The organism is Streptomyces sedi, assembly GCF_006335015.1.
GTDB lineage: Bacteria > Actinomycetota > Actinomycetes > Streptomycetales > Streptomycetaceae > Streptomyces > Streptomyces sedi.
This window is the reverse complement of the sequence record NZ_VDGT01000010.1, coordinates 54,874-80,673: the sequence shown is the minus strand read 5'-3', so window position 1 is coordinate 80,673 and position 25,800 is coordinate 54,874. Positions and strand designations below refer to the sequence as shown.

Below are 25,800 nucleotides of genomic sequence, written 5' to 3'. Positions count from 1 at the left end.
CGCGCGGGCGGGGTGCCGCGCGTCGGGGGACCCGGACGGGGATGCCGTAGCGGATGGTCGGGCGTAGCTCCGCCGCCTCCTCGTCGTGCAGGAGATACAACAGGTCGTCCAGGAAGGAGTCCAACTCGGGCACTGACAACGCCCTCGCGCATCGCGGCGATTGTCAGTGGCGGGTGTCAGGATGCGTCGCAGTGACTTCGGATGCCGGGAGGGGCAGAGATGGGAGCCTGGGACGTCGGTCCTTTCGACAACGACATGGCCGCCGACTTCGTCGTGGCGTTGGACCGCGCGCCGGCCGGCGCGCGTGCGGGGAAGGTACGCGCGGCGCTGGTCACGACGGTGGAGAACGGGGAGTACCTCGACTCCCACGAGGCGTGCGAGGCCGTCGCCGCCGCCGCGCTGATCGTCGAGCAGCTGCCGGGGGCCACCGCGCTGCCGGGGGAGGAGCGGCCCTACCGTCCGTCGGAGCCGCTGCCGGATCTGACGGGGCTGCGGGAGTTGGCGGTGCGGGCGCTGGACCGGGTGGTGGCGGGGGACTCCGAGCTGCGCGAGTTGTGGGACGAGTCGGACGGCGAGGAGTGGCTGGCGGACATAGCCGCCCTTCGCGCGGCGCTCGTCGCACGCTGACCCGCCCGCCGTCGACACGGGCGCCTCATCCCACCACGCACGCACGCCCGTTCAGGAGGAAGATCCATGAGCAGGACCCCACCCGTGGCCCCCGACCCGGACGCGGGCCCTGTCTTCGATCCGCCGCTCGGCCACGACGAGTGGCGGGAGTCGCGGGACCGCATGACCGCCCTGGGAGAACGCTGCCTGGGGCCCGAGCGCGCGCAGCGGTTGGTGCGCTCGGAGGTGCTGCTGACCCATCGGCCGTCGAAGGCGCCCTCGCCTCCCGCCCGATGGCGGGGCACCCGCCTCGGAGGCGGGCCGAGGCTGGCGCCCGGCACGCCCTGGCCGTCGGCCGAAGGCCGACCCCTCGACCTGCTGGCCGTCGTCGACTGCGCCGAGCTGGCGGAGGTCGGCAGCCGCGAGGCGCTGCCCGACGACGGCTGGCTCAACTTCTTCTACGACTCCGTCGCCGATCCCGCCGACCACGCCTTCCCCACCCCGGACGACCCGGTGCTCGACGCCGCGCCCGAGCGCGGCTGGCGCGTGCTGTACGCCGGAGCCGACGTGGGGGAGTTGGCGCCCCCGGAGGGGGCGGTCGTGCACCCGGAGCGGCCGGTGCGCCGGACGTACACCCTGCCGTGGACCGGCGTCGAGGAGTTCGCGCTCGGCGACGACACGGAGGGCCACATAGCCGATCTCTACGAGGAGTGGGAGGCGATCGACGCGCCGCTGATGCCGTCCGTCTACCCCCTTCAGGAGGGCACGCCGGTCCATCTTCTCGGCGGCTGGCCCCTCGGCCTCCAGGGGCCGGTCCTGGAGGCGCCGGAGTGGCGGCTGCTGTTGCAGTTGGACACGGACGAGGCGCTCGGCTGGAGCTGGGGCGACGCGGGGCGGCTCTACTTCGGCATCACCGAACGCGACCTCGCGGCAAGGGACTTCGGTCGGGTGTGGGTCACGGGACAGTCGCACTAGGGCGGGCACTCCGGGCCCTCGCACCGCTGGTGTGGCGCCTCCGAACGGCCCTCGCCCCACTCCTCCCCTCGCTCCTCGTCCCGCTTCTCGCCTCACTTCCCGGCGCGCGGCCCGCCCCCGGCCAGGATCTTCCGTTGGACGCGGCGGCCCCGCGCTGCCATCAGCGGGATGGCCGCCAGCCCCGCTGTCGGCGCCGCGTCGGCGAGGCGCGACAGGGCGCCGCGCCAGCGGGGGATCGAGGTGACCGGTCGGGGCCGGTCGAGCACCCGGCGGACGGCGTCGGCCACCTCCTCCGGCGTGAGGAGCCGGCCGGAGAAGGACAGCGCCGAGCGAGGGTCGCGCAGCTTGTCGTGGAGCATCGGCGTCCAGATGCCGTCGGGGCAGACACAGGAGATCCGGATGTCCCGCACGCCGGCGACCCTCAGGTCGGCCATCGTGCTGAGGCTGAAGCCGAGCGCCGCGTGTTTGGAGGCGGCGTAGACGGCCTCACCCGCCACGGCCGTCAGCCCGGCGAGGGAGACGACGTTGACCACGTGGCCGCCGCCGTTGCCGCGCATCGCGTCGATGGCGGCGACGGTGCCGTTGATGGTGCCGCAAGCGTTGACCTCGATCATCAGTCTGCGGGTCGCCTCGTCCTGCTCCCAGGCGGGGCCGGTGACCAGCACGCCCGCGTTGTTCACCCAGACGTCCAGGCGCCCGGCCAGGTCCAGGGCCGCGTCCCTGGCCGCCTCGACCTGGCCCTGGTCGCGCACGTCGACGGCCAGCGCGGTGGCCGCGCCGCCCAGCTCCTCGGCCGCCGCCCGCGCGGAGTCCCCGTCCCGGTCGGTGAGCAGCACCCGGTGGCCGCGCGCGACGAGGAGCCCCGCGATCCGGCGCCCCAGCCCACGGCCCGCGCCGGTGACGACCGCGCCCCCGGGTTCACGAGCGGCACGCCCGGTCGGGCGCCTCATCCCCGGGCCGCCCTGATCTCGCCGTACGCGATCCCGCCGTGGGCGAAGGTCGGTACCACCGGCCAGAAGCGCTTCCACGGGGCGAGTTCGGTCGACGGCAGGATCTGCAGCCAACGGGGGTCCCGTTTGCTGCGGTCGGCCAGCGTCTTCTCCTTGACCATCGAGTCGTACTGGTCGAGCGAGTCCTCCAGCGTGTTGGCGTTCGGACAGATCTCGCGGCCGAACTTCTCGTGGTACCTGCGCACACCCGGGATCCTCGACAGCTCCGGCTGCCAGTTGTCGAGCGAGATGCCGTTCTCCGAGGAGACCCACACCCCGTCCGGTGTGTTGACGACCAGCGAGTGGTTGCCGTCCGTGTGCCCGGGCGTCCACAGCAGGGCGATGCCGGGGCCGAGTTCGATGTCGCCGTCGAACGTGACGAACTTCTCCGGGTCGACCCCGCCCAGGCCGCCCTCGACATACCAGGCCCACTGCATCGGGTGCAGCGACCGCAGGGTCGCCAGTTCGCGGCTGTGCACCAGCATCCGCGCCCCGCCGAAGAGCGGCCGGCGCGGTGCCGCCTCGCCCTCGATGACCTGGGTGGAGCCGAGGATCATGCGCGGGTCCTGCACATGGAGGTGGTCGAAGGTGCAGAAGTCGATGTCGTCGGCGGTCAGTCCGACCTTGGCGAGGACATCGCCCGGCTCGTTGTAGTACTTCAGGACCGTCTTCTCGGCCAGTCGGCCGCCCGGCACCCGTCGGGTCAGCTTCCGCAGGTTCCGGTAGAACGGCGCCTCCGCCGAGCCGTCCGGTACCGTCGGCTCGAACACCAGGGTGCGCGGGGTGCCGTCCCAGTCGTCGTACTGGACGACGAGCATCCGGTTGATCATGGAGATCAGCGGCAGCGTCGGCACCGAGACCGCGCCGTGGAAGGCGTAGTCGACGGGGTAGGGGGCGGCGGCGATGTCCACCGACCGCACCGCCGTGACCTGGCCCTGGGCCGCGAAGCGCTCCTTGTACTCGGCCGCCGCCCTGCGCACGGCGGCCAGCCGCTCGCCGCGCGGCCACACCTCGTGCACGCCGTCGAACTCGGGGATCGGACGTGCCCCGATCGCCGCGAGGCCCAGGTCGCCTCGCTGTGCCTGGTCCACCATCAGTCGCACCTCCGGGGTCGGCGGGTTTCCCCCAGGGTGCCGACGCGGCCCGCGCGAGACTTGTCTCAGCGCGACAATCCGGAACGCCCCGGCCCGCCGTCGCCGAAGGGGGCCCGGCGCAGCGCGCGCGGGCTGGTCCCGTACCAGCGGTGCACGGCGTGGCTGAGCGTGGACTGTTCACTGAAGCCGACCAGCGCGGCGACCTGCCCCAACGGGAGTGCGGTCGTCGTGATGTAGCGGTGCGCCGCCTCCCGCCGCGCCTCGTCCAGCACCGCTTCGAACGTCGTCCCCTCGGCGGCGAGCCGCCGTTGCAACGTACGCGGATGCACGGCCAGCAGCCGCGCGACGCCCGACAGCGCCGGGGGCGCGGTGCCGAGCGTCCCGGCCAGCGCGCGCTTGACCTGCGTCGACACCGCGCGCCCCGGGTCCGCGTAGGTGTCGGCGAGATGGGCGGCGGCCAGCTCCCTGATCGTCTCGTCGGCGGTCGCGAACCGTTCGTCCAGCACCCGCCGTTCGACGCGCAGCGCGCCCTCGGGGCGCCCGAACCGCACGTCGACGCCGAAGAACGCGGTGTAGCGCTCGACGGGGGAGAGCGGCTGGTGCGGGATCTCGACGGAGCGCAGCCCGGACGGCGTGCCGACCAGCGCCAGCGCGACCCGTTGAAAGAGCCCGAGTCCCAGCTCCGTCGCCTGCGGCGAGTAGGGCGACTCGCGCGGGTCCTTCCGGTAGGTCAGCGCCACGACCCCGGGGCTGCCGTACGGGTCGGCCCCGACTCCGACGCTCAGCGCCGGGCTGTGCACGAACATGTAGCGCGAGGCGAGACGCAGCGCCTCCGCGACCGTCGACGAAGCCTCGATGGCCACCGCCAACGGCCCCAGGATGCTCAGATCCTGGGCCTCGGCCAGCCGCAGCCCCAGGTCGGGGCAGTCCAGTTCGGCGGCGGCTGAGTCCAGCACCAGGTCGTTGGCGGTGATCGGGATCAGCCCCTCGTCCGACTCCAGCGCCGAGGACGCGACCCCGAACCGGGCGAGCAGCGCCTCCGCGTCACCGCCCAGCCCGTCGACCAGCGCCACGAAGCCGCGCAGGCTGGCGGCGCGGATCATCGGAACCATGCCGGCAGACTACGGCGGCGCCCCACCGCGCGCGGAACCTCCCCACGCTGACCAGCGGGCACACCGTTATATCGCCGAACGTGGGAGGGGCCGTAGAGTGGCGGCGGGACTGCTGTGAGTGCGCACCATCTTGAGGCTTGTTGACGTACGACCCGGACGGCGGGGGGCACGGCACGTGGTGAGAGATCCGCTCGGCGAGGACGGCACGGGAGCCGGCCAGAGCCACAACGCTTTCTCGGGGACCGGCGAGTACGTGTTCCAGGGGCGGGAGTTCCATGGCGACATCACCATCAACCAACAGCCCCGCACCGAGCGGCCCTCGGCCCGGGCCGCCGACGACCGGATTCTGACAGCGGCCGCCGACGACCTGGCGTTCGCGGTGAAGCGGCAGTGGGAGAAGGAGGTGGCGCTGAGGCGGTTAAACGACCCGTATCCCCTTCCCGTCCGGTGGCGGGCGGCGTCGGCGGAGCTGCTGGAGCCGTGGACCTCCATCGTCCGACTGGCGACGACGGGTGTCGGCCGCGCCTCGGCGATGTCCCCCTCCGCGTGGGCAGCGGAGCCGCAGGCGCTCTCCGGCACGGACGGCGAGTTGGTGGACGTTCTGGCCAGGGTGCCGACCGGTCGTCTGGTGGTGCTGGGGGAACCGGGCTCGGGCAAGAGCGTCCTGCTGGTCCGGTTGGTGTTGGACCTGCTGGCCCGTCGCCACCAAGGGGCCCCGGTGCCCCTGCTGGTGCCGTTGGCGTCCTGGGCCCCGGACGCGGAGGACCTGGACGGGTGGCTGGAACAGCGGTTGGGGACCGACTACCCGGCGTTGGGCGAACGCGGGCGGACGGGCGCCACCCGGGGGCGGGAGCTGTTGGACGCCGGCCTGATCATGCTGGTGCTGGACGGTCTGGACGAGATCCCCGGCGACGTCCGCGGCCGGGCGATCGCCCGGATCAACGACACGATGGGCGGGCATCCCGACCTGGGGCTGGTGCTGGCCTCGCGCAGCGACCCGTTCCTCACGACGGTCCGGGCCGGCGAGGGAATCGAGGTGCGGGTGACCGGCGCGGCCGGCATCGAACTGCTGCCCCTCGACCTGGACACCGTCGTCTCCTATCTGCGGGATTCGGCGGCCGGGCCGACCGGGGTGGCGCGCTGGCGGGAGGTCTTCGCCGCGTTGTCGGGGGAGAGCGCACGCCACCCGCTGGCCAGGCTGCTGACCACCCCGCTGATGGCGTCCCTTGCCCGCACGGCCTACAACTCCCCGCCCGAGGAGGGAGCGGGCCCCGCTGACGGCCCGGTCGAACTGCTGGACAGCGCGCGATTCCCCACACCGGAGGCGATGCGGGCGCACCTGCTGGACGCCTTCCTGCCCGCATCCTACGGGCGGCACCCCGCCCCGACGCCACGCCGTGAATGGAACAGGCGGCAGGCGAGCCACTTCCTGGCGTTCCTCGCCGCGGACTTGGAGGGCCGCCAGCGGGGCAGTACGGACCTCAGATGGTGGGAGCTGGCGGGCGCGACGCCCAGGCTCCTCGCGGGAGTCGTCGTCGGGCTCGCCGCGGTGCCGGCGGCGTGGGTGATGCCGTTCGGCCCCTGGCTGGGACTCGGCATGGTCGTGGGAGTCGTCGTGGCCATGCTCGCCCGGAGATGGAGCCCACCCGCCGCCACCTTCAACCGCGGGCTCGGGGGCGGGCTGGTCGGCAGCCTCCTCGGCGCCCTCGTCGGTCTGGGGGCGCGGCACGTGATGGGGATAGACAGCCCGGCGGGATACCTCGTCAGCGGACTGGCGTTGGGCCTCATCCCCGGGTTCCTGGGGGGTTTCCGGGCCGGTCTGGCCGGCGGGTTCGCGGCCTCCATCGTCGGCGCGTTCGCGGGGGAGCCCGCCATGGGGAAGGCCGCTCCGCTGGTCAACAGCGTCGGGTTCTTCCTCGCCGCCCTGTGCGTCGTCGCGTTGGGCACGCGGGCGGTCCCGGCGAGGGGGCTTCGCTGGTCCCCCCTCGGCATCGTCAACGGTCTGGCGGCCGGGGTGGCCATCGGCCTGGCGGTGGTGCTCCAGTCGGACCCGCTGAGCGGGGCGGTGGCGGGACTCGTCGCCGCGGCCGCCGGTTCCTTCGGAGCCGGCCTCGAAGCGCGGCCCGCCGAGGCGACGGTCGCCGCCGACCCCCAGACGGTCCTGCGCCAGGATCGCGTCACGTTCTGGACGATCGCCATGGCGGGCGGCATCGGCATCGGGTCCGCCACCGTCTTCGTCGTCGGGGCGGACCTCGGGCTGTGGAAGGGCGTTCAGACCGGAGTGGCCAACGCGGTGGCGACCGGGTTGGCCTGGGCGTTCCTCCAGGCGACGTACGGGAGATTCACGCTCGCGCGGTGCTGGCTGGCCGCGCGGCGGCGGCTGCCGTGGCGGCTGATGCCCTTCCTCGCGGACGCCCATCGACGAGGGGTGCTGCGCCAGGGCGGTGCCACCTACCAGTTCCGCCACGCCGAACTCCAGCGCCGGCTCGCGCGGGGAACCGGTCCTCCCGACCGCCTCAGCGGCGTGCCAGCACGGCCTCGGCCGTCTCCTCGGGGGTGAGGCCGGTGGAGTCCAGGACGTTCTCCTCGAATGGGCCGAGGTCGGCGAAGCCGTCGTAGACGCGGCCCAGTACCGCCCGGTCGGTGAGCGGATGCGCGGAGCGGGACGTTCCCCGGGCGAGCGCCGTCTCCCGGTCGGGCCGCAGCACCACGTAGACCAGCTCGACGCCCGCGGCCCCCGCCTCCTCCTCGTAGGCGTCCAGCAGCCACGGCCCGACCACCCCGTCGACCACCGTGTGGTACCCGCCCGCGGCGTAACCGGCGGCGGCCCGGGCAATCACCCCCGTGACGGTCCGGTTCTGCTCGTGCGCCTCCGGCAGATACGGCACCAACGCGCCCTGTCTGATCGCCGCGTAGAAGTCGTCCGTGTGCAGATGCACGCTGGGGGAGGGCCCGCTCTCGGCCAGCAGACGGGCGACGGTCGTCTTGCCCGCGCCCGAGGGGCCGCTCACCAGGATGATGCGCATCCCCGCACCCTAACGCCGCGGAAGGCGGCGCTCGTTCCGCTCGCCGCCCCGGCACGCACGCTCGCGACCGTCGGCCGAAAGCCCGGCCGCGGACGGGCACATACGGCCTCCGGCCGCCTCGCGCACGCACGCCTCCGGGACGCCTCACCACCGGGCGCACCTCACCCGGGACGGCGACGGCCCGTCGCTCGCGCGGGCCGGGCCGGGCGTCGACCGGGCGCGGTTCAGCCGGTCTCCCGCACCACCAGCTCCGTCGGCAGGATCACCGCCGAGGTGTCCTCGCCCGCGATCCGGTCCAGCAGCACCCGCACCATCTCCTGGCTGATGCGGTCCCACGGCTGGCGCACCGTGGTCAGCGCGGGGGCCGAGGCCAGCGCGGCGGACGAGTCGTCGAAGCCGCCGACCGCCACGTCGTCCGGCACCGAACGCCCCGCGTCGCCCAGCGCCTCCAACGCGCCGCGCGCCATCAGGTCCGAGGCGACGAAGAGCGCGTCCACGTCCGGGTGGCGCGCCAACAGCCGCTCGGCGCAGGCCCGTCCGCCGGCCCTGCCGTAGTCGCCGGTCTCCACCAAAGTCTCCTGGAACGGCAGCCCGGCCTCCGCCAGCACCTCCCGGTACCCGGCCAGCCGGTCGACGCCGCCCGGGGTGTCCTGCGGCCCGGCGATGGTGGCGATCCGGCGCCGGCCGGCGGACAGCAGATGGCGCACCATCTCCCGCGCCCCCTCCCGGTCGTCGGCCGCGACATGGGCCAGCCGGCCCGCGCGCGGATCCATCGGCTTGCCGCAGGCCACCACCGGGGTGCCGGCCCGCGCCAACTGCGCGGCCACCGGGTCGCCGGTGCGGCTGGAGACCAGCAGCACCCCGTCGACGTGCCCGGCCGTGACATAGCGGACGATCCGCCGCTGCTCGTCCCGCGAGCCCGCGATCATCAGCAGCAGCGGAATGTCGTGCGCGGCCAGCGCCTGGGTGCAACCCCGCAGCAGCACGTTGAAGTTGGGGTCCTCGAAGAACCGCTCCTGCGGCTCGGTCAGCAGGAACGCCGCCGACCCCGAACGCCCCGTGATCAGCGAACGGGCGTGCCGGTTCACCACGTAACCCGTCCTGCGGATCGCGGCGTTGACCGCCTCGGCGGCGGCCGGGCTGACGTGGTGGCCGCCGTTGAGCACCCGCGACACCGTGCCGCGCGAGACGCCGGCCACCCGGGCGACGTCGTGGATCGTGGGCCGCTGGCGCCGCGCCGGGTTGTTCATGGTCAAGACTTTACGGCCCCCGACAGCAGGTCCAGACTCCAGAAGCGCTGGATCACCAGGAACAGCGCGATCAGCGGCAGCACCGCCAGCAGCGCGCCCGTGATCACCAGCGTGTAGAGGGCCGGGGTGTTCGACCCCTGGTTCAGCAGCGTGAACAGGCCCAGCGTCAACGGGAACTTCTCGTCGTCGCTCAGCATGATGTACGGCAGCAGGAAGTTGTTCCAGATCGCCACGAACTGGAAGAGGAAGATCGTGACCAGCCCCGGCCGCATCATGGGCACCGCGATCGACCGGAAGATCCGCCACTCGCCCGAACCGTCCATCCGCGCCGCCTCCACCACGTCGGCCGGCACCGAGGCCGCCGCGTAGATCCGTGCCAGATAGATCCCGTACGGGGAGAGCAGCACCGGCAGCAGCACCGCCAGCCGACTGTCGGTCAGATCGGCCTCCGCGAGCAGCAGATACTGCGGCACCGCCAGGATCACCGGCGGCATCAGCACGCCCGCCAGCAGCACGTTGAAGACCGACTCCCGACCCGGGAAGCGGTAGATCGCCAGCGCGTACCCGGCCAGCGCCGAGACCGCGCAGGACAGCAGCGCGCCGACGCCCGCGTAGAGCGCGGAGTTGGCCATCCACTTCCAGTAGATCCCGTCCCGGTAGCCGTGCAGGTCGGAGACGTTCTCCAGCAGCCCGCCGCCGGGCGCGAAGGTGAACGTGGAGAACAGCTCGTCGCCGCTCTTGGTCGCCGCGACCACGACCCACGCCACCGGCAGCAGGCAGTACAGCGCGCCCAGCAGGAGCGCGGCCGTCGGCAGCAGCGCGACACGGCGCGGGCGGCCGGGGGCGTTCGTCGCGCGCGGGGTGGGCGCTGCGCTCGTCGTGGCGCTCATCGGGCGTTCTCCTCGCGGCGGGTGCGGGCGGTGGCCAGCCGCAGGAAGCCGAACGACAGCACGAGCGTGACCAGCGCGATCACCACGGCCGTCGCGGCGGCCGAGTGGATGTCGCCGCCGGTGAACGCGTCCTGGTAGACCTTCATCAGCGGGGACCACGTCGTGGACAGGTTGTTGGTCAACGGCCGCAGTGTCGTCGGCTCGTTGAAGACCTGGAGGGTGGCGATGATCGAGAAGAAGAAGGTGAGCACCAGCGAGGGCAGCACCATCGGGATCTTGACCCGCAGCGCCGTCTGCAACGGCGTGCAGCCGTCCAGCCGCGCCGCCTCCCGCACCTCCACGGGGAGGGCGCGCAGCGCGGTGTAGATCACGATCATGTTGAAACCGGTGCCGCCCCAGATCGCGATGTTCGCCAGCGAGCCGTAGAGCGCCGGCCCCGTCAGGAAGTCCGGCGCCGGCAGCCCCAGCGTCTCCAGCGCGTCCGTGACGGGGCTGACCGACGGCAGATACAGGAAGCCCCACAGCAGCGCGGCGATCACCCCGGGAACGGCGTACGGCAGGAAGATCGTCAACCGGCCGAACCGCCGCCCCCGCACCTGCTCGTCGTCCAGCAGCAGCGCGAAGAACAGCGCCAGGCCCAGCATCACCGGCACCACGATCGCGCCGTAGCCGAGCACCCGCAGCGCGCCGTCCAGCAGCTCCGAGTCGGTCAGCGCCCCGCGGTAGTTGGCCAGCCCGGCCCACACCTCCTCGCGGCCGTCGGGGCCGAGGCCGAGGCCCTTGATCTGGACCTTCCGCACGCTGAGATAGAGCGCGTAGCCGATCGGCAGCGCGAAGAACAGCAGAAAGAGCACGGCGGTCGGCGCGAGGAACCCGTAGGGCGCCGAGCGGACCGAGGCGCCGCGCCGGCGGCGGGGGCGGTCGGGGGCGCTCACTGGACCACCTCGAAGCCGAGCCGGTCCATGTCGTCGAACGTGGTCCGCTGCATCACGGCCAGGGCCTCCTCGAATCCGGCCCGGCGGCCGGCCGCCGAGCCGAAGGCGTTGTTGAACGCGCTGTAGGCGACGGTGACGTTGGGGCCCCAGGCGGCGGGCGCCGCGCCCTCGGCCACCTCGGCGACCGTCTCGTAGAAGTCGGGCTGGTTGGCGAAGAACGGCGGCGGCTCCGCCAGCGCCCCTCCGGTGCGGGCGTCGGTGGCCGCCGGGTAGATGCCGCCCTGCTGGACGAGCGCGGTGAGCGCCTCGGGGTCGGTGTTCAGCCAGGTCGCGAACTCGGCGGCCTCGGGCAGATGGTCGGTGTCCGTGGTCACGGCGGTGCTGGAGCCGCCCCAGCTGCCGGTCGCGTTCTCGCCCGCCTCCCACTGCGGCAGCGGCGCCGCCGCCCAGCGGCCCTCGGTGTCGGGGGCGGCGGTGGCCAGCGTGCCGGGCGCCCAGACGCCGGCGATCCAGGCGATCTGCCGGCCCTCGTTGAGCGCCTGGTTCCAGGCGGGCGTGTACATCGGCTGGTTGTCGACCAGCTCCTCGGCCACCAGCTCCTCCCAGAAGGCGCTCACCCTCCGCCCCGCCTCGTCGTCGATCGCCACCCGCCAGCGGTCCGTCTCCGTGGTCCACCACTGGGCGCCGGCCTGCTGCGCCAGGCCCGCGAAGAGGCCGGCGTCGTTGGCGGAGAACGTGGTCAGGTCGCGGTCGGGCGCGACCTCGTTCAGCTCGCGCGCGGTGTCGGCGAACTCGTCCCAGGTCGTCGGCACGTCCAGGCCGAACTCCTCGAACAGGTCGGCCCGGTAGAAGAACAGCAGCGGCCCCGAGTCCTGGGGCAGCGCGTAGACCGCGTCGGTGCCGAGGGTGACCTGCTGCCAGACGGCGGGGGTGAAACGTTCCTCGACGTCGGCGACCTCCGCGCGGATGTCGGCGGTGACGTTGTTGCTGGCGAGGGTCGGCAGCGCCTGGTACTCGGCCTGGACCAGGTCGGGCGCGGTGCCGGCCTGGGCGGCGGTCACCGTCTTGGTGACCAGTTCGTCGCCGCTGGCCTGCTTCTTGACCGTGACCTGGATGTCGGGGTTGGCCTCGTTCCAGAGCGCGACGACCTCCTCCATCCCGGGCGCCCACGCCCAGTAGGTGAGGCGGACGGTCCCGTCGTCCGAGGAGCCGCAGCCCCCGAGCGTGGTGACCGCCAGCAGCGTCGCGGCGCCGATGGCGAACGCGCGGTGGCGCATGGGCCCTCCCGGACTGTGGCTCTGTGGCTGATTCTGTGAACGTGCACAGTGAAGAAATGTTTCACGCTCTTGTCAACCGTTAGTGATTGAGGTTTCTTGGAGAAGCGCAGTGCGACAGGCTGTGCACGTTCACATGGATCGGGAGAGGTACTCATGCCGCACGCCACCCCCAGGGGGCTGGGCCGACTCGCCTTCGGCGGCGACTACAACCCGGAGCAGTGGCCGGAGGAGGTGTGGCGCGAGGACGTCGCGCTGATGCGGGAGGCCGGCGTCAACCTGGTCAGCCTCGGCATCTTCAGCTGGGCCCGGATCGAGCCCCGCCGGGGCGAGTTCGACTTCGGCTGGCTGGACCGGGTGATCGCGCTGCTGGACGAGGGCGGCATCAGGATCGACCTGGCGACGCCCACGGTCGTGCCGCCCGCCTGGTTCTACCGCGAGCACCCCGAGGCGCTGCCGGTAAGCAGGGACGGCACCCGCTGGGCCTTCGGCTCGCGCGGCGCGATCTGCCACAGCTCGCCCGCCTACCGCGAGGCGATCACCCGCGTCACCACGGCGCTCGGCGAACGCTACGGCGACCACCCGGCGCTCGCCATGTGGCACGTACACAACGAGTACGGCGTGCCCGTGCTGGAGTGCTACTGCGACGTCTCGGCCGCGCACTTCAGGCGCTGGCTGGCCGACAGGTACGGCGACCTGGACGCGGTCAACACGGCCTGGGGCACGGCGTTCTGGGGCCAGATCTACGGCGAGTGGGACGAGATCCAGCCGCCGCGGCTCACCCCGACCGTGGCCAACCCGGCGCAGCGCCTCGACTTCGCGCGCTTCGCCAGCGACAGCGCCCTGGCGAACTTCCAGCACGAGCGCGACCTGCTCCACCAGCTGTCCCCCGGAGTCCCGGTGACCACCAACTTCATGGTCTCGCCGACCCAGTGCGACACGATCGACTACTGGGCCTGGGGCCGCGAGGTGGACCTGGTCACCAACGACCACTACCTGGTCGCCGAGGAGGACCGGAACCACATCAACCTCTCCATGGCCGCCGACCTCAGCCGCGCCGTCGGCGAGGGCCGGCCCTGGCTGCTGCTGGAGCACTCGACGAGCGGCGTCAACTGGCAGCGGCGCGGCATCGCCAAGCGCCCGGGGGAGATGGCCCGCAACAGCCTGGCGCACGTGGCGCGCGGCTCCGAGGGCGCCATGTTCTTCCAGTGGCGGGCCTCGCGCTCGGGCGCCGAGAAGTACCACTCGGCGATGCTGCCGCACGCCGGCACGGACAGCCGCGTCTGGCGCGAGGTCGTCCAGCTCGGCGCCGACATCGGCCGCCTCGCCGAGCTGAAGGACAGCCGCACGGTCGCCGACGTGGCGGTCGTCTGGGACTGGCAGTCCTGGTGGGCGCAGAAGCTGGAGTGGCGGCCCAGCGAGGAGCTGGACACGCGGGAACGCGCCGAGGCGTACTACGCGGTGCTGTTCGACCGGCATCTGACCGTCGACTTCGTGGCGCCGGACGCCGACGAGCTGGACCGCTACCCGCTGGTCGTGGTCCCGGCGCTCTACCTGGCGACCGAGGGCACCGGCGAGCGGCTGCGCGCCTACGTGGAGGGCGGCGGGACGCTGCTGGTCTCCTACTTCTCCGGGATCGTCGACACGCACGACGCCGTGCACCCCGGGCCGCACCCGGGCGCGCTGCGCGAGGTGCTGGGACTGACCGTCGAGGAGTTCCAGCCGCTGCACGCCGGGCGCGAGGTGCGGCTGACCGCGCCCGGCGGCGGGCCCGAACTCGCCGCCGACACCTGGGCGGAGACCGTGGTGCTCCGGGGCGCCGAGTCGGTGTGGGAGTACGCGGACGGGCCGGCCGCCGGCGGTGCCGCGGTGACCCGGCACGCGCTGGGTGAGGGCGCGGCCTGGTATGTCTCCGCGCGCCTCGGGCGCGCCGACATCGACGCCGTGCTGGCGCGGGCCGCGGCCGACGCCGGGCTGCCCGAGCGCGACGAGCTGCCGCACGACCTGGAGCTGGTGCGCCGGCGGGGCGAGCGCGGCGACTACCTGTTCGCGATCAACCACCGCGACGCGGAGGCGACGCTGCCGCTGTCCGGCGCCGCCGGCTCCCGTTCCGGCGCGGACTCCGGCGAGGAGCTGCTGACCGGAGAGCGGATCAGCGGCAAGCTCACCGTCCCGGCCGGCGGGGTGCGGGTGGTGCGCCTGGACGGCTGAACACGTCGGCGTGGGCCGGGGCTGGACCGCGATGACCGAACGACCGGTACGACGCGAAAGCACGCACACGCGCGACCCCGACGACGCGCGTGCCGTGCCCGACAGAGGGAGTTCCTCATGAGCACCAGCAGAAGAACCCTGCTCCGCGGAGCGGGCCTCGCCCTGGCCGCGCCGATGGCCTGGCCGCTGCTCTCCGGCGGCCCGGCCCACGCCGCCGACGGACCGATCCGAGGGATCGACGTCTCCTCGCTGCCCAAGGCGGAGGACCTGGGCGCGGTCTTCCGCCGCGCCGACGGCTCCACCGCCGACGCGCTGACCATCCTCGCCGAGAACGGCGCCAACCGGGTCCGGCTCAAGGTCTGGGTCGACTCTCCGGACGGCTACCACGACACCGCCCGGATCTGCGAACTCGCCCGGCGCGCATCGGCGTTGGGGATGGAGACGCTGGTCGACTTCCACTACTCCGACAGCTGGGCCGACCCGGGCCAGCAGCACAAGCCAGCCGCCTGGGAAGGTCTGGACGCCGCCGGCCTCGACCGGGCCGTCGCCGCGCACACCTCCGAGGTGCTGGGCGCGCTGGTCGCCCAGGGCACCCCGGCGGCCATGGTCCAGCTCGGCAACGAGATCAACGCCGGAATGCTCTGGCCCGACGGCTCCACCGACGACTTCGACCGGCTGGCGTCGCTGCTCACCGTCGCCGCCGAGGCCGCGGCCGAGGCGTCGCCGGGCACCCGCAGGGCGCTGCACCTCGCGGAGGGCGGTGACAACGCGCTCTTCCGCTGGTGGTTCGACCACATCACCGCCCGCGCGGTGCCGTTCGAGGTGATCGCGCTCTCCTTCTACGGCTACTGGCACGGCACGCTGCCGGAGCTGGACGCCAACCTGCGTGACCTGGTGGCCCGTTACGACCGGGACGTGGTCGTCGTCGAGACGGCCTACCCGTTCACCCTCGGCAGCGACGACGGCCACGCCGACATCATCGGCGAGGAGTCCCAGCTGGTCTCCGGCTACCCGGCCACCCCCGAGGGCCAACGGCGCTGGGTCCGGGACATCGCCTCCGTGGTCGCCGGCGTCCCCGGCGGCCGGGGCCTCGGCGTCTACTACTGGGAACCCGCCTGGACCGCGGTGCCCGGCAACGGCTGGGACCCCGCCGACCCCTCCTCCGGCAACGCCTGGGAGAACCAGGCCGTCTTCGACTACGACGGCACCGTGCTCCCCGCCGCCGGCTGGTAGCCGGCCCGGCGCCGCGCCGGGCGGTGGCGGCGCCTCGGCCTCAGGTCTGCCGAGAGGGTGCATAGCTCTCCGCGTCCAGCCCGAACGTCCAGGCCACCGCCTCCCGCGCCGTCCGGGTCCTGGGCGGCACCCGGAGCCAGTAGGTGCGACGGGTGCCGTCCGGCTCGGGCGTGGAGTTGACCACCTCGACGATCACGATGTTCTCGTCGTCCAACTGCTCGATCCGCCACAGCACGCCCGTCTCGTCCCGGTCGACGGGCGTGGCGCCGGTCTCCCGCAGATAGCGGTCGTAGCCGTAGTGCTCGAACATCACGCGGCGCAGCTCCGCGTTCTCCTCGTCCGTGATCCGCTGGGGCGTCAGCGACTCCAGCTCTTCGAGGAAGCCCGCCGGCACCGGCATCCCCCGGAAGGCGTGCAGCGCGAACCCGTCGGGGAAGACCATCGCGGGCCCGTCCATCCGATGCAGCCGCCCCAGCTCGTCGAGATGTATCTCCGTCGGCCGCTCGCTCAGCACGACCCGCCGCTCGTACGGCCACCACCAGCCGGCGGCGCCCGCGACCGCCGCCAGGCCGTCCAGCCCGCTGGCCCGGCCGGGCCGGAGCGCCGCCAGCCACGGCGCCTCGTGGGAGCCGAGCACCGCATCCAGCATCAGCACCCGCAGCGCCGGCTCCTCCTCCCGCGCGGGCGCCAACTCCGAGACCACCGCGGTCCGCACCCGCTCCACCAGCGGAGCCGTCAGCGTCCACAACTCCGCCCCCGTGGCCCGCCAGCGCTCGCCCCAGCCGAGCGGACCCAACTCCGCGTGCACCGCCGCGCGTTCCTCCGCGATCGGCTGGTCGCGCACCGTGCTCCGCACGCTCGGCCCACGCTCCGCGCCCCCGGCCGAGGAGAGCAGCCGCGCCGCCGCCAGCGGGGAGGCCACCCACTCCACCGACTGCGGCTCCGCCAACCCCGCCCGCCGGTAGGCCAGCCGGACCCCCTCCTCGGCCACCTCCCGCTCGCTCGGTCCCGTGGTCAACGCCGCCGCCCGCCAGTCCATCCGCTCGCTCATCCCGTCGCTCCGTCGTCTCGTCTCACACACGCTTCTCGAACGCCCCGGCCGCTGGCCGGACAGGCCCTAGTCGGCGACCAACCGCACCGCGCCCGGCGCGTACTCCCGCTGCCGCACCACGCTGTACCAGCCGCGCGGCAGCGAGATCGCGTCGTGCTCCTCGTGCACCAGGCGCGCGCCCTCCGGCACGTGCAACCACGCGGGCCGCGCCGGCTCCGCCTGCCGTATCAGCCTGCCGGGACCCACCACCGCGTGCGCGTGGCCCGTCGCCTCGCCGAGCGCGAGCACCAGCCGCCCGCGCCCGTCCCGCGCCTCCGACTCCGCCTCGCGTGCCGCCTCCGGCACCGCCTCCTCGGCCAACGGCACGATCAGCACGTCTCCCTGTCGATACATGGACACACCTCTTCCGTTCCCCGTCCGGGCCGCCTCTCCGGCGTCCCGATGACCTTGGTGACGAACAGTAGGCGGTGCCACTGACAACGCCTCCGCCCCACCGCCGCCGTCCGGGGCGAACTCCCTCACTGTCAGTAGGTGTTGATAGAACGCCCCTGTCAGTCCCCGCACGGGGCGGGGGCGGCCACACCTGAGGCGAGGGCGCGCGACATGGCCATCTACCAGCACATGGAAGAGTTCCACGGACTGTCGGTATCCGACTATCCGGATGTTCTGAACGGCGGACCGATGGCCCCGGCCTCGCTGCCGGCGGCCGACGCGGTGGCGTGGCGGCTCCGGGTGGACCCCTTCGGCGAGTCGGTGAGGCTGCCGGACGACCCCGAGGAGTGGGCGGAGTGGGAGGAGTGGCCCAAGCAGTTCGCCCGTTTCCTGGGCGCGGTGGACGCGGGCGCCGTGCGCGCGTTGCTCGTGGGCGTGTGGGGCGACCTCTACGAGAGCGACGCGGGTGAGCCGATGGCGGCGATCATCAAGGCGCGCGACCGGTTGGTCGCGCTGCGCGCGGTGTTCGTCGGGGACATCGTGGCGGACGAGGCGGAGATCTCCTGGATCCAGCAGGGGCGGGTGAGCGATCTGCTGGTCGCCTTCCCCGCGTTGGAGGAGCTGGGGGCGCGGGGCGGCTCGAAGCTGAGGTTCGAGCCGGTCGAGCACGGCGGATTGCGGAAGCTGGTCGTCGAGACCGGCGGGATGCCGCCCGAGGCGGTGCGGGGTGTGGCCGCGAGTGACTTCCCCGCGTTGGCCCATCTCGAACTGTGGCTGGGGACGCCGCACTACGGCGGGGACGCGTCGATGGAGGATCTGGCGCCGATCCTGTCGGGTGAGCGGCTGCCGGCGTTGAAGCATCTGGCGCTGCGCAACAGTGAGATCCAGGACGAGGTCTGCGCGGCCGTGGCGTCGGCTCCGGTGGTGGCGCGGCTGGAGGTGTTGGACCTGTCGATGGGGGTGTTGACGGACGAGGGGGCTTCCGCGCTGCTCAGCGGCCAACCGCTCACGCATCTGCGGCGGTTGGACGTTTCGCACAACTATCTGAGCGAGGAGATGCGCGCCCGGCTGCGGGAGGCGTTGGAGCCGGCCGGAGTCGCACTCGACCTGGAGGCGCGGGACGCCCGGCGCTATGCCGACTGGCGTTTCGTCGCGGTGGGGGAGTAGCCGGCGTCGGATTGTCAGCGGGGCTTGGTAGAACATGCGTATCGCCCGGCACCCGGGCGAGCCCACACAACAACGAGGAGCGGGCGCGGCATGACCATTCACGGACACCAGGAAGAGTTCCACGGGTTGCCGGTCTGCGAGTTTCCGAAGCTCTCGGGTGGGCCGGTGGACCGGTCAGCGCTGCCGGCGGCCGACGCCGCCGCCTGGCGGATCGACGTCGGGGCCTACGACCCGGAGGAGCCGTGGGAGGACATGTTCGCCCGCTTCCTCGACGCGGTCGACCCGAGCGGGGTGCGGGCGCTGGTGGTCGGCTCCTGGGGCGAATCCTACGAGAACTACGCGACGGGGGTGCTGGCGGCGATCGCGGGGGCGCGGGACCGGCTGACCTCGCTGCGCGCGGTGTTCGTGGGGGACATCGTGATGGAGGAGGCGGAGATCTCCTGGATCTACCAGGGTCGGGTGACCGATCTGCTCGTCGCCTTCCCCGAGTTGGAGGAGCTGTGGGTCAGGGGCGGCACCGCCCTGGAGTTCGAGGAGGTCAAGCACGCGGGGCTGCGGAAGCTGGTCGTCGAGACCGGCGGGATGCCGGCGTCCGCCGTACGGGGCGTGGCCGGCGGCGAGTTCCCCGCGCTGGCCTATCTCGAACTGTGGCTGGGGACGCCGGACTACGGCGGTGACGCGTCGGTGGACGACCTGGCGCCGATCCTGTCGGGCGAGCGGCTGCCGTCGTTGACCCACCTCGGGCTGTGCAACAGCGAGATCCAGGACGAGGTGTGCGCGGCCGTGGCCTCGGCGCCGGTGGTGGCGCGCCTGGAGGCGCTGGACCTGTCGATGGGCATCCTCACCGACGACGGCGCCGCCGCGCTCCTCAGCGGCCAACCCCTCACGCATCTGAGGGAGTTGGACCTCTCCCACAACTATCTGAGCGACGCCATGCGCACCCGCCTGACGGAGACCCTGGCCCCGGCGGACGTCGTTCTCCACCTGGACCCGGACGACGCGGAGGAGGAAGAGGAGGCGGACGGCACGATGTGGCGCTATGTGGCGGTGGGGGAGTAGCCGTCCGCGCATGTTGATGAGGCTTGGCGGAGCACGTGTATCGCCTGTCACCCGGGGATACCGCACAACGGAGGAACAGGGGCCTTGATCGTGGTGAACGTCGGGGAGCACGCGGAGGAGTTCCACGGGCTGCCGGTCTTCGAGTTTCCGGGGCTCGGGGAGGGGCCGGTCGAGAGGGCGTCGTTGCCTGCGGCTGACGCGGTGGCGTGGCGGATCGGCGTCGACGTCTGGGAGCCGGAAGAGCAGTGGGAGGAGGCGTTCGCCCGGTTTCTCGACACGGTGGATGCCGCGCGCGTCCGGGCGTTGGTGATCGGCACCTGGTGGGAGCCCTACGAGATGGGGCCGGACGAGGTTTTGGCGGCGCTCGTGGGGGCGCGTGATCGACTGCCCTCGCTGCGGGCGCTGTTCCTCGGGGACATCGTGCGTGACGAGTCAGAGGTCTCGTGGATCAAGCAGGGACGGGCGACCGACCTGTTGGAGGCGTTTCCCGCGGTGGAGGAGCTGCGGGTGCGCGGCGGCATAGGTCTGGAGTTCGCGCCCCTCAGACAGGAGCGGCTGCGGGAGTTGGTGGTCGAGACCGCCGGGTTGCCGGCGGAGGCGGTGCGGGGGGTGGCGGCCTGCGAGTTTCCGGGGTTGGCCCATCTCGAACTGTGGCTGGGGCCGTCGGAGTGGGGCGGGGACGCGTCGGTGGAGGATCTCGCGCCGATCCTGTCGGGCGAGCGGCTGCCGGCCCTCACCTACCTCGGGCTGTGCAACAGCGAGATCCAGGACGAGGTGTGCGCGGCGGTGGCGTCGGCTCCGGTGGTGACCGGGCTGGAGGTGTTGGACCTTTCGATGGGGGTGTTGACGGACGAGGGGGCAGCGGCGCTGTTGGACGGCCGCTCGCTGACGCATCTGCGGCGGTTGGATCTGTCGCACAACTATCTGAGCGAGGCCATGCGCGCCCGGTTGCGGGAGGCGCTGGAGCCGGCGGGTGTCGAGGTGAACGTGGAACCGGGCAGCGCCGAGCAGCCTGGGAACAGGCGTTTCGTAGCCGTGGGCGAGTAGCGCGGGCACGATCGAGTAGGGGCGGTGGGAAGCATGAGCGGCGAGAACGCGCGGCTGTCGCTGGCGGAGTTCCACGGGCTGCCGGTCGTCGACCACCCGAGGGCTTCGGAGGGTGCGGTCGAGCGGGCATCGCTGCCGGAGGCCGGCGCGGTGGCATGGCGGGTCGGTGTCGTGGCCAGTAGGGAGACGGTCTGGGAGGAACTGTGGGGGGAGGAGTTCGCGCGCTTTCTCGCCACGGTCGACGCCGCCCGGGTGCGGGCGTTGGTCGTGGGTACCTGGGACAGCTACTACGACACCCCGTCGACCGAGTTCCTCGAAGCGGTCGTCGTGGCGCGGGAGCGACTGCCCTCGCTGCGCGCCCTCTTCGTCGGGGACATCCCGGAGGCGCCGGGACCGACCTGGATCACTCACGGGCGGATCAGTGAACTGCTGGCCGCCTTCCCCGCGTTGGAGGAGCTGGCGTTCCGCAGCGGCGAGGAGCTGGAGTTCGCGCCGTTGCGGCACGAGCGGTTGAGGCGGTTGGCGGTGGAGAGCGCGGGGCTGCCGGCCGCCGTGGTCCGGGGGGTGGGGGAGTCGGAGTTCCCGGCGTTGACTCAGCTGGAGTTGTGGTTGGGGGAGGCGAGTTGCGGCGGGGACGCGTCGGTGGAGGATCTGGCGCCGATCCTGTCGGGTGAGCGGCTGCCGGCGTTGCGGCGTCTGGGGCTGTGCAACAGCCAGATTCCGGACGAGATATGTGCCGCCCTGGCGTCGGCTCCCGTGGTGGCGGGCCTTGAGGAGTTGGACCTGTCGATGGGGCTGTTGACGGACCAGGGTGCCGCCGCGCTGCTGGGCGGCCAGCCGTTGACGCATCTGAGGCGGCTCGACCTCACCCACAACTATCTGAGCGAGGCCATGCGCGCCCGGCTGCGGGAGGCGTTGGAGCCGGCCGGCGTCGAGGTGCGGACGGAGGCGGGAGACGCCGTGGACTGGGTGCGTTTCATCGCGGTGGGGGAGTAGCCGTCCGCGATTGTCAGTGGTCCTTGGTAGAACATCCGTATCGCCCGTCACTCGGGTGATACCGCGCCAGGCGGACGAGGAACGGGGGGCGGCATGAGCGTGTACGAACGCACGGCGGGGGTCCGCGGGTTGGCGGGCGCCGCGTCCGTGCCGGCCCCCCGGTGGGCGGTCGTGGGGAATCCGGAGAACCGCAGGGTCGGCCTCTTCGCCCGGGCCGTCGAGGCCGCGGGGGGCGGGCCGCCGAGGATCGTGCCGTGGGCGCGGGTGCTGCGCGAGGGCGGGCACGCGTTCGCCGACGACGAGGTGGTGCGGCTGGACTCGCCGGGCGAGGACGCCGAGGTCGACCGGCTGCTGCGGGACCTCGACGAGCCGACGCGGGTGGAGGCCACGGGCCTGTGGTACCGCAGGCTGATGGACGCCGTCGGCACGCTGCGCGGCGGGCTGCGGCTGGACGATCCCGGGGAATTGGCCGTCCTCTTCGACAAGCGCCTGTGCCACGAGCGACTGGCCGCCGCCGGGGTTCCCGTGCCGCCGTCGGCCACCTCGGGCGCCGGCCGCCCGCCGGCCGGCTGGGAGGAAGTGAAGGCCGCCGCGAGGGAGTTGGGAACGACCCGGTTCTTCGTCAAGCCGGCGCACGGCTCGTCGGCCTCCGGCGTGCTGGCCGTCGAGACCGCGCGGGACGGCAGGGTGCGGGCGACGGTGCCCGTGGAGGTCACCCCGGAGGGCGCCCTGCACAACACGCTGCGGGTGCGGCGCCTCGGCGACGAGCGGGCGATCGCCAGGATCGTCGACGCCCTCGCCCCCGACGGACTGCATGTCGAGCGCTGGATGCCCAAGGCGTCGCTCGGCGGGAGGGTCGCCGACCTGCGGGTGGTGGTGGTCGCCGGGCGGGCCACCCACGCCGTGGTGCGCACGAGCCGGCTGCCGATGACCAACCTGCATCTCGGCGGCGAGCGAGGCGACTTGGCGGCCGTCCGCGCGCTGGCGGGGGAGAGCTGGGCGGAGGCGCTGGAGATCTGCGAGCGCGCCGCCGCCCGTTTCCCCGGCACGCTCTGCGTCGGCGTCGACCTGCTGCCGTTGACCGGCTGGCGGGAGTTCGTGGTCGGCGAGGTCAACGCCTTCGGCGACCTGCTGCCCGGGCTGACCGGCCTGCCCGGCAGCGGCGCCGAGGGCCTGGACACCTACGGCGCCCAGGTCGCCGCCGTCCACCGCGCGCCGCCCAGCGCCTCGCACCGCCACCACCCGGGGAACGACCATGCGCCACGCTGAGCAGCCGAGGCCCGACGATGCCGCCGAGGGGCCCGAGGGCGGCCCGCGGCCCGACATGAACGAGGTGGTCGGCCGCGACGACCTGCTGCTGCTCACCTTGGACACGCTCCGCTACGACGTGGCCGCCGAGTTGGCCGCCGCCGGCGAGCTGCCGGGGCTGGCGGCGCATCTCCCAGGCGGCGCCTGGGAGGAGCGGCACGCCCCCGGCAGCTTCACCTACGCCTCCCACCAGGCGATGTTCGCCGGCTTCCTGCCGACGCCGGCCCGCCCGGGGCGCCATTCCCGGCTCTTCGCCGCCCGCTTCGCCGGCAGCGAGACCACCGCCGACGGCACCTTCGTCTTCGACGCGCCGGACCTGCCGACCGCGCTCGCCGCACGCGGGTACCACACGCTCTGCGTCGGCGGCGTCGGCTTCTTCAACCAACGGGGCGCGCTGGGCCGTGTGCTGCCCGGCATGTTCACCGAGAGCCACTGGGAGCCGGAGTTCTCCGTGACCTCCCCGACCTCCTTCGAGGCGCAGGTCGCCAGGGTCGAGGAGGTCGTCGGCCGACTGCCGCCCGAGCGGCGGCTGTTCGTCTTCCTCAACGTCTCGGCGCTGCACCAGCCCAACTGGTTCCATCTCCCCGGCGCCACGCGGGAGAGCGGCGACAGCCGCGCCAGCCACGCGGCGGCGCTGCGCTACGTCGACCGCCACGTGGGCCGGCTCTTCGCCGCGATGCGCGCGCGGCGCCGCTGCTTCGCCATCGTCACCTCCGACCACGGCACGGCCTACGGGGAGGACGGCTACACCGGCCACCGCATCGGCCACCCGACGGTGTGGACCGTCCCCTACCGCCACTTCTTCCTGGAGCCGCCGGCATGACCACCACAGCGGCGCCCGTGCGCCCCTACCAGCACTACGTCTACGCCTACCCGCACAAGACGGCCTACCGCCCGCTGCCCGAGCGGCCCGCGCTGGCCGCCGTGTGGGCGGGCGAGCCGCGCGACGCGCTCTCCTTCTACGCGCACGTCCCGTTCTGCGAGGTGCGGTGCGGCTTCTGCAACCTCTTCACCAGGGTCGGCGCCCCCGAGGGCCTGACCGGCCGGTATCTCGACGCGCTGGAGCGGCAGGCCGTCGCCGTACGGGAGGCCCTCGGCGAGGAGACGCCGGTGCGGTTCGCCAACGCGGCGTTCGGCGGCGGCACCCCGACCTTCCTGGAGGCCGCCGAGCTGACCCGGCTGTGCGACATCGCGGAGCGCGTGATGGGCGTCGACCTGCGGGCCGTCCCGTTCTCCGTCGAGGCGTCGCCGGCGACCGCGACCGCCGACCGGCTGGCGGTGCTGGCCGAGCGCGGGGCCACCCGGCTCAGCCTCGGCGTGCAGACGTTCGTCGAGGCCGAGGCGCGGGCGGCGGTGCGGCCCCAGCGGCGGGCCGACGTCGAGGCGGCGCTGGGCCGGATCAGGGACGCCGCGATACCGGTGCTCAACATCGATCTCATCTACGGCATCGACGGGCAGACGGCGGCCAGTTGGCGCCGGTCGCTGGACGCGGCGCTCGCCTGGCGGCCCGAGGAGATCTATCTCTACCCGCTCTATGTCCGCCCGTTGACCGGCCTCGGCCGGCAGAGCGGCGCCGCCGGCACCGGGGAGGCGCCCGACGCCGACCTCGTCTGGGACCGCGAGCGGCTGGCGCGCTACCGCGAGGGCAGGGACCACCTGCTGGCGTGCGGCTACGAGCAGCGCTCCATGCGGATGTTCCGCCGGTCCGACGCCCCCGAGCAGGGCCCGGACGACTACGCCTGCCAGACCGACGGCATGATCGGCCTGGGCTGCGGCGCCCGTTCCTACACCTCCTCGCTGCACTACGCGTTCGACTACGCCGTCGCCATGCCCGAGGTGCGCGGCATCATCGACGCCTACACCGCCACCCGCGACTTCTCCCGCGCCGTCCACGGCCGGGCCGTCGACGGCGACGAGGCGCGCCGCCGCCATCTGCTCCAGTCGTTGCTCCAGGCCGCGGGGCTGTCGGTCGTCGACTACCGGGAGCGGTTCGGCACCACGCCCGAGGAGGACTTCGCGCGCGAGCTGGCCGAGTTGGTCGAACGCGGCTGGCTCGCCGAGGAGGACGAGGGGCGGCTGCTGCGGCTGACCCCCGAGGGGCTGGCGCACTCCGACGCGGTCGGCCCGCCGTTCTTCTCGCCGGCCGTCCACGCCGCGATGGCCGACCACGAGCTGAGGTGACGCCGTGCACCTGACCGTTCTCTACCGGGGCCCGCTCGCCTCCTGCGACTACGACTGCTCCTACTGCCCGTTCGCCAAGCGCCGCGACACCCCCGCGCAACTGCGGGCGGACAGGGCCGCGTTGGAGCGGTTCACCGGCTGGGCCGTCTCCCGCCCCGAGGAGCGGCTCTCCGTGCTCTTCACCCCCTGGGGCGAGGGGCTGACGCGCTCCTGGTACCGGCGGGCGCTCGTCGAGCTGTCGCACGCCCCCGGCGTCGCGCGGGTCGCGATCCAGACCAATCTCAGCTGCCGCACCGGCTGGCTCGCCGACGCCGACCGGGAGACCCTCGCCCTCTGGTGCACCTACCACCCGGGGCAGACGCCGCACGAGCGGTTCCTGGGCCGGACCCGCGAACTGACCGAGCTGGGCGTCAGGTTCAGCGTCGGCGTCGTCGGGCTGCCCGAGCATCTGGCAGCCGCGCGCCGGCTGCGCTCCGAGCTGCCCGCGCACGTCTACCTGTGGGTCAACGCGGCCGAAGGCCACCGATACGACGACGCCGAGGCCGCCCTGTGGACCGAGATCGACCCGCTCTTCCCGTTCAGCCGCGACCCGCACCGCTCCGCCGGGCGCCCCTGCCGCACCGGTGAGACGGTGGTCTCGGTGGACGGCGAGGGCACCGTGCGCCGCTGCCACTTCGTCGCCGACGAGCTGGGCGGCCTCTACGACGGCTCCTACCGCGCCGCCCTCGCGCCGCGCCCCTGCCCGCTCGCCGTCTGCGACTGCCACATCGGCTATGTCCACCTGGAGACGCTGCCGCTCTACGACGCCTTCGCCGGCGGCGTCCTGGAGCGCGTGCCGACCGCCGCGGCCCTCGCCGCGCCGCCCCCGGTGCCGGGGCGGCGGACGCTGCCGCTGATACCCGCGCCGGCGCGGCCGGTGGACTCCCGTTGACCAGCGCCGGTTGGCGAGCACCGGTTGATGAGC

At 73.3% G+C, this 25,800-nt stretch carries 23 protein-coding genes; 13 read left to right on the top strand and 10 right to left on the bottom strand.

Annotation, left to right across the window (positions count from 1 at the left end; all coding sequences use genetic code 11):
• Positions 1-219: 219 nt before the first annotated feature.
• Positions 220-627, top strand: coding sequence for a DUF4259 domain-containing protein (locus FH715_RS14950; RefSeq protein ID WP_139645407.1), 408 nt, complete (start codon positions 220-222; stop codon positions 625-627).
• Between the two features lie 66 nt (positions 628-693).
• Positions 694-1,581: a YwqG family protein gene (locus FH715_RS14945; protein WP_139645404.1), complete on the top strand. Its 888-nt coding sequence runs from the start codon at positions 694-696 to the stop codon at positions 1,579-1,581.
• Between the two features lie 92 nt (positions 1,582-1,673).
• Here the strand turns inward: FH715_RS14945 and FH715_RS14940 are convergent, their stop codons facing one another.
• The 3 genes from FH715_RS14940 to FH715_RS14930 all read right to left on the bottom strand — a co-directional run bounded on the left by FH715_RS14940 (position 1,674) and on the right by FH715_RS14930 (position 4,776).
• Positions 1,674-2,531: an SDR family oxidoreductase gene (locus FH715_RS14940; protein ID WP_139645402.1), complete on the bottom strand. Its 858-nt coding sequence runs from the start codon at positions 2,529-2,531 to the stop codon at positions 1,674-1,676.
• Positions 2,528-3,664, bottom strand: coding sequence for an MBL fold metallo-hydrolase (locus tag FH715_RS14935; RefSeq protein WP_139645400.1), 1,137 nt, complete (start codon positions 3,662-3,664; stop codon positions 2,528-2,530). Before FH715_RS14935 ends, FH715_RS14940 begins: the two co-directional genes overlap by 4 nt.
• A 65-nt stretch (positions 3,665-3,729) precedes the next feature.
• Entirely contained in the window at positions 3,730-4,776 is a 1,047-nt protein-coding gene (locus FH715_RS14930) for an AraC family transcriptional regulator (RefSeq protein ID WP_139645398.1), read from the bottom strand.
• 175 nt (positions 4,777-4,951) lie between these two features.
• On the opposite strand from FH715_RS14930, the gene FH715_RS14925 reads away from it, so the two are divergent.
• Entirely contained in the window at positions 4,952-7,336 is a 2,385-nt protein-coding gene (locus FH715_RS14925) for an NACHT domain-containing protein (protein WP_139645396.1), read from the top strand.
• On the opposite strand, the gene FH715_RS14920 is transcribed toward FH715_RS14925, so the two are convergent.
• From FH715_RS14920 to FH715_RS14900, 5 genes are all read right to left on the bottom strand, one after another.
• Positions 7,293-7,802 carry an AAA family ATPase gene (locus FH715_RS14920; RefSeq protein WP_139645394.1) on the bottom strand — a complete coding sequence of 170 codons (510 nt, stop codon included), beginning with the start codon at positions 7,800-7,802 and terminating at the stop codon, positions 7,293-7,295. The two genes, FH715_RS14925 and FH715_RS14920, sit on opposite strands and share 44 nt — an antisense overlap.
• 224 nt (positions 7,803-8,026) lie before the next feature.
• Positions 8,027-9,058: a LacI family DNA-binding transcriptional regulator gene (locus tag FH715_RS14915; RefSeq protein ID WP_139645391.1), complete on the bottom strand. Its 1,032-nt coding sequence runs from the start codon at positions 9,056-9,058 to the stop codon at positions 8,027-8,029.
• Positions 9,055-9,942 carry a carbohydrate ABC transporter permease gene (locus FH715_RS14910; protein WP_139645389.1) on the bottom strand — a complete coding sequence of 296 codons (888 nt, stop codon included), beginning with the start codon at positions 9,940-9,942 and terminating at the stop codon, positions 9,055-9,057. The genes FH715_RS14915 and FH715_RS14910 overlap by 4 nt, the downstream gene beginning before the upstream one ends.
• Positions 9,939-10,877 (bottom strand): carbohydrate ABC transporter permease, encoded by a 939-nt coding sequence (locus FH715_RS14905; RefSeq protein WP_139645387.1) that lies wholly within the window; start codon positions 10,875-10,877, stop codon positions 9,939-9,941. Before FH715_RS14905 ends, FH715_RS14910 begins: the two co-directional genes overlap by 4 nt.
• Positions 10,874-12,154, bottom strand: coding sequence for an extracellular solute-binding protein (locus FH715_RS14900; protein WP_139645385.1), 1,281 nt, complete (start codon positions 12,152-12,154; stop codon positions 10,874-10,876). Before FH715_RS14900 ends, FH715_RS14905 begins: the two co-directional genes overlap by 4 nt.
• Before the next feature lie 153 nt (positions 12,155-12,307).
• Here FH715_RS14900 and FH715_RS14895 point away from each other — a divergent pair, with 153 nt between their 5' ends.
• The gene (locus FH715_RS14895) at positions 12,308-14,362 is read left to right on the top strand and encodes a beta-galactosidase (RefSeq protein WP_139645383.1); all 2,055 of its coding nucleotides are present in this window, start codon (positions 12,308-12,310) and stop codon (positions 14,360-14,362) included.
• Between the two features lie 117 nt (positions 14,363-14,479).
• A complete protein-coding gene (locus tag FH715_RS14890) occupies positions 14,480-15,595 on the top strand; it encodes a glycoside hydrolase family 53 protein (RefSeq protein ID WP_139645381.1) in 1,116 nt (371 codons plus the stop codon).
• Positions 15,596-15,635: 40 nt separating this feature from the next.
• Here the strand turns inward: FH715_RS14890 and FH715_RS14885 are convergent, their stop codons facing one another.
• A complete protein-coding gene (locus FH715_RS14885; RefSeq protein ID WP_139645380.1) occupies positions 15,636-16,646 on the bottom strand; it encodes a DUF6745 domain-containing protein in 1,011 nt (336 codons plus the stop codon).
• A 66-nt stretch (positions 16,647-16,712) separates the two neighbouring features.
• Positions 16,713-17,039, bottom strand: a complete 327-nt coding sequence (locus tag FH715_RS14880; protein WP_139645378.1) for a hypothetical protein — start codon at positions 17,037-17,039, stop codon at positions 16,713-16,715.
• A gap of 210 nt (positions 17,040-17,249) precedes the next feature.
• Between FH715_RS14880 and FH715_RS14875 the strand changes: the two genes are divergently transcribed.
• The 8 genes from FH715_RS14875 (at position 17,250) to FH715_RS14840 (ending at position 25,767) form a co-directional block, all read left to right on the top strand.
• Complete coding sequence (locus FH715_RS14875; RefSeq protein ID WP_139645375.1) at positions 17,250-18,245, top strand: STM4015 family protein; 996 nt, start codon at positions 17,250-17,252, stop codon at positions 18,243-18,245.
• A gap of 90 nt (positions 18,246-18,335) precedes the next feature.
• On the top strand, positions 18,336-19,304 hold the full coding sequence (locus FH715_RS14870; protein ID WP_139645373.1) for an STM4015 family protein: 969 nt from the start codon (positions 18,336-18,338) through the stop codon (positions 19,302-19,304).
• A gap of 93 nt (positions 19,305-19,397) precedes the next feature.
• Entirely contained in the window at positions 19,398-20,351 is a 954-nt protein-coding gene (locus FH715_RS14865; RefSeq protein WP_139645653.1) for an STM4015 family protein, read from the top strand.
• A 33-nt stretch (positions 20,352-20,384) separates the two neighbouring features.
• A complete protein-coding gene (locus FH715_RS14860; RefSeq protein WP_139645372.1) occupies positions 20,385-21,347 on the top strand; it encodes an STM4015 family protein in 963 nt (320 codons plus the stop codon).
• A 93-nt stretch (positions 21,348-21,440) separates the two neighbouring features.
• The gene (locus FH715_RS14855; RefSeq protein ID WP_139645370.1) at positions 21,441-22,616 is read left to right on the top strand and encodes an STM4014 family protein; all 1,176 of its coding nucleotides are present in this window, start codon (positions 21,441-21,443) and stop codon (positions 22,614-22,616) included.
• 55 nt (positions 22,617-22,671) lie between these two features.
• Positions 22,672-23,478, top strand: coding sequence for an STM4013/SEN3800 family hydrolase (locus FH715_RS14850; protein WP_139645651.1), 807 nt, complete (start codon positions 22,672-22,674; stop codon positions 23,476-23,478).
• Entirely contained in the window at positions 23,475-24,836 is a 1,362-nt protein-coding gene (locus FH715_RS14845) for an STM4012 family radical SAM protein (RefSeq protein WP_139645368.1), read from the top strand. The genes FH715_RS14850 and FH715_RS14845 overlap by 4 nt, the downstream gene beginning before the upstream one ends.
• Before the next feature lie 4 nt (positions 24,837-24,840).
• Positions 24,841-25,767, top strand: coding sequence for an STM4011 family radical SAM protein (locus FH715_RS14840; RefSeq protein ID WP_139645366.1), 927 nt, complete (start codon positions 24,841-24,843; stop codon positions 25,765-25,767).
• The last annotated feature ends 33 nt before the right edge of the window (positions 25,768-25,800 follow it).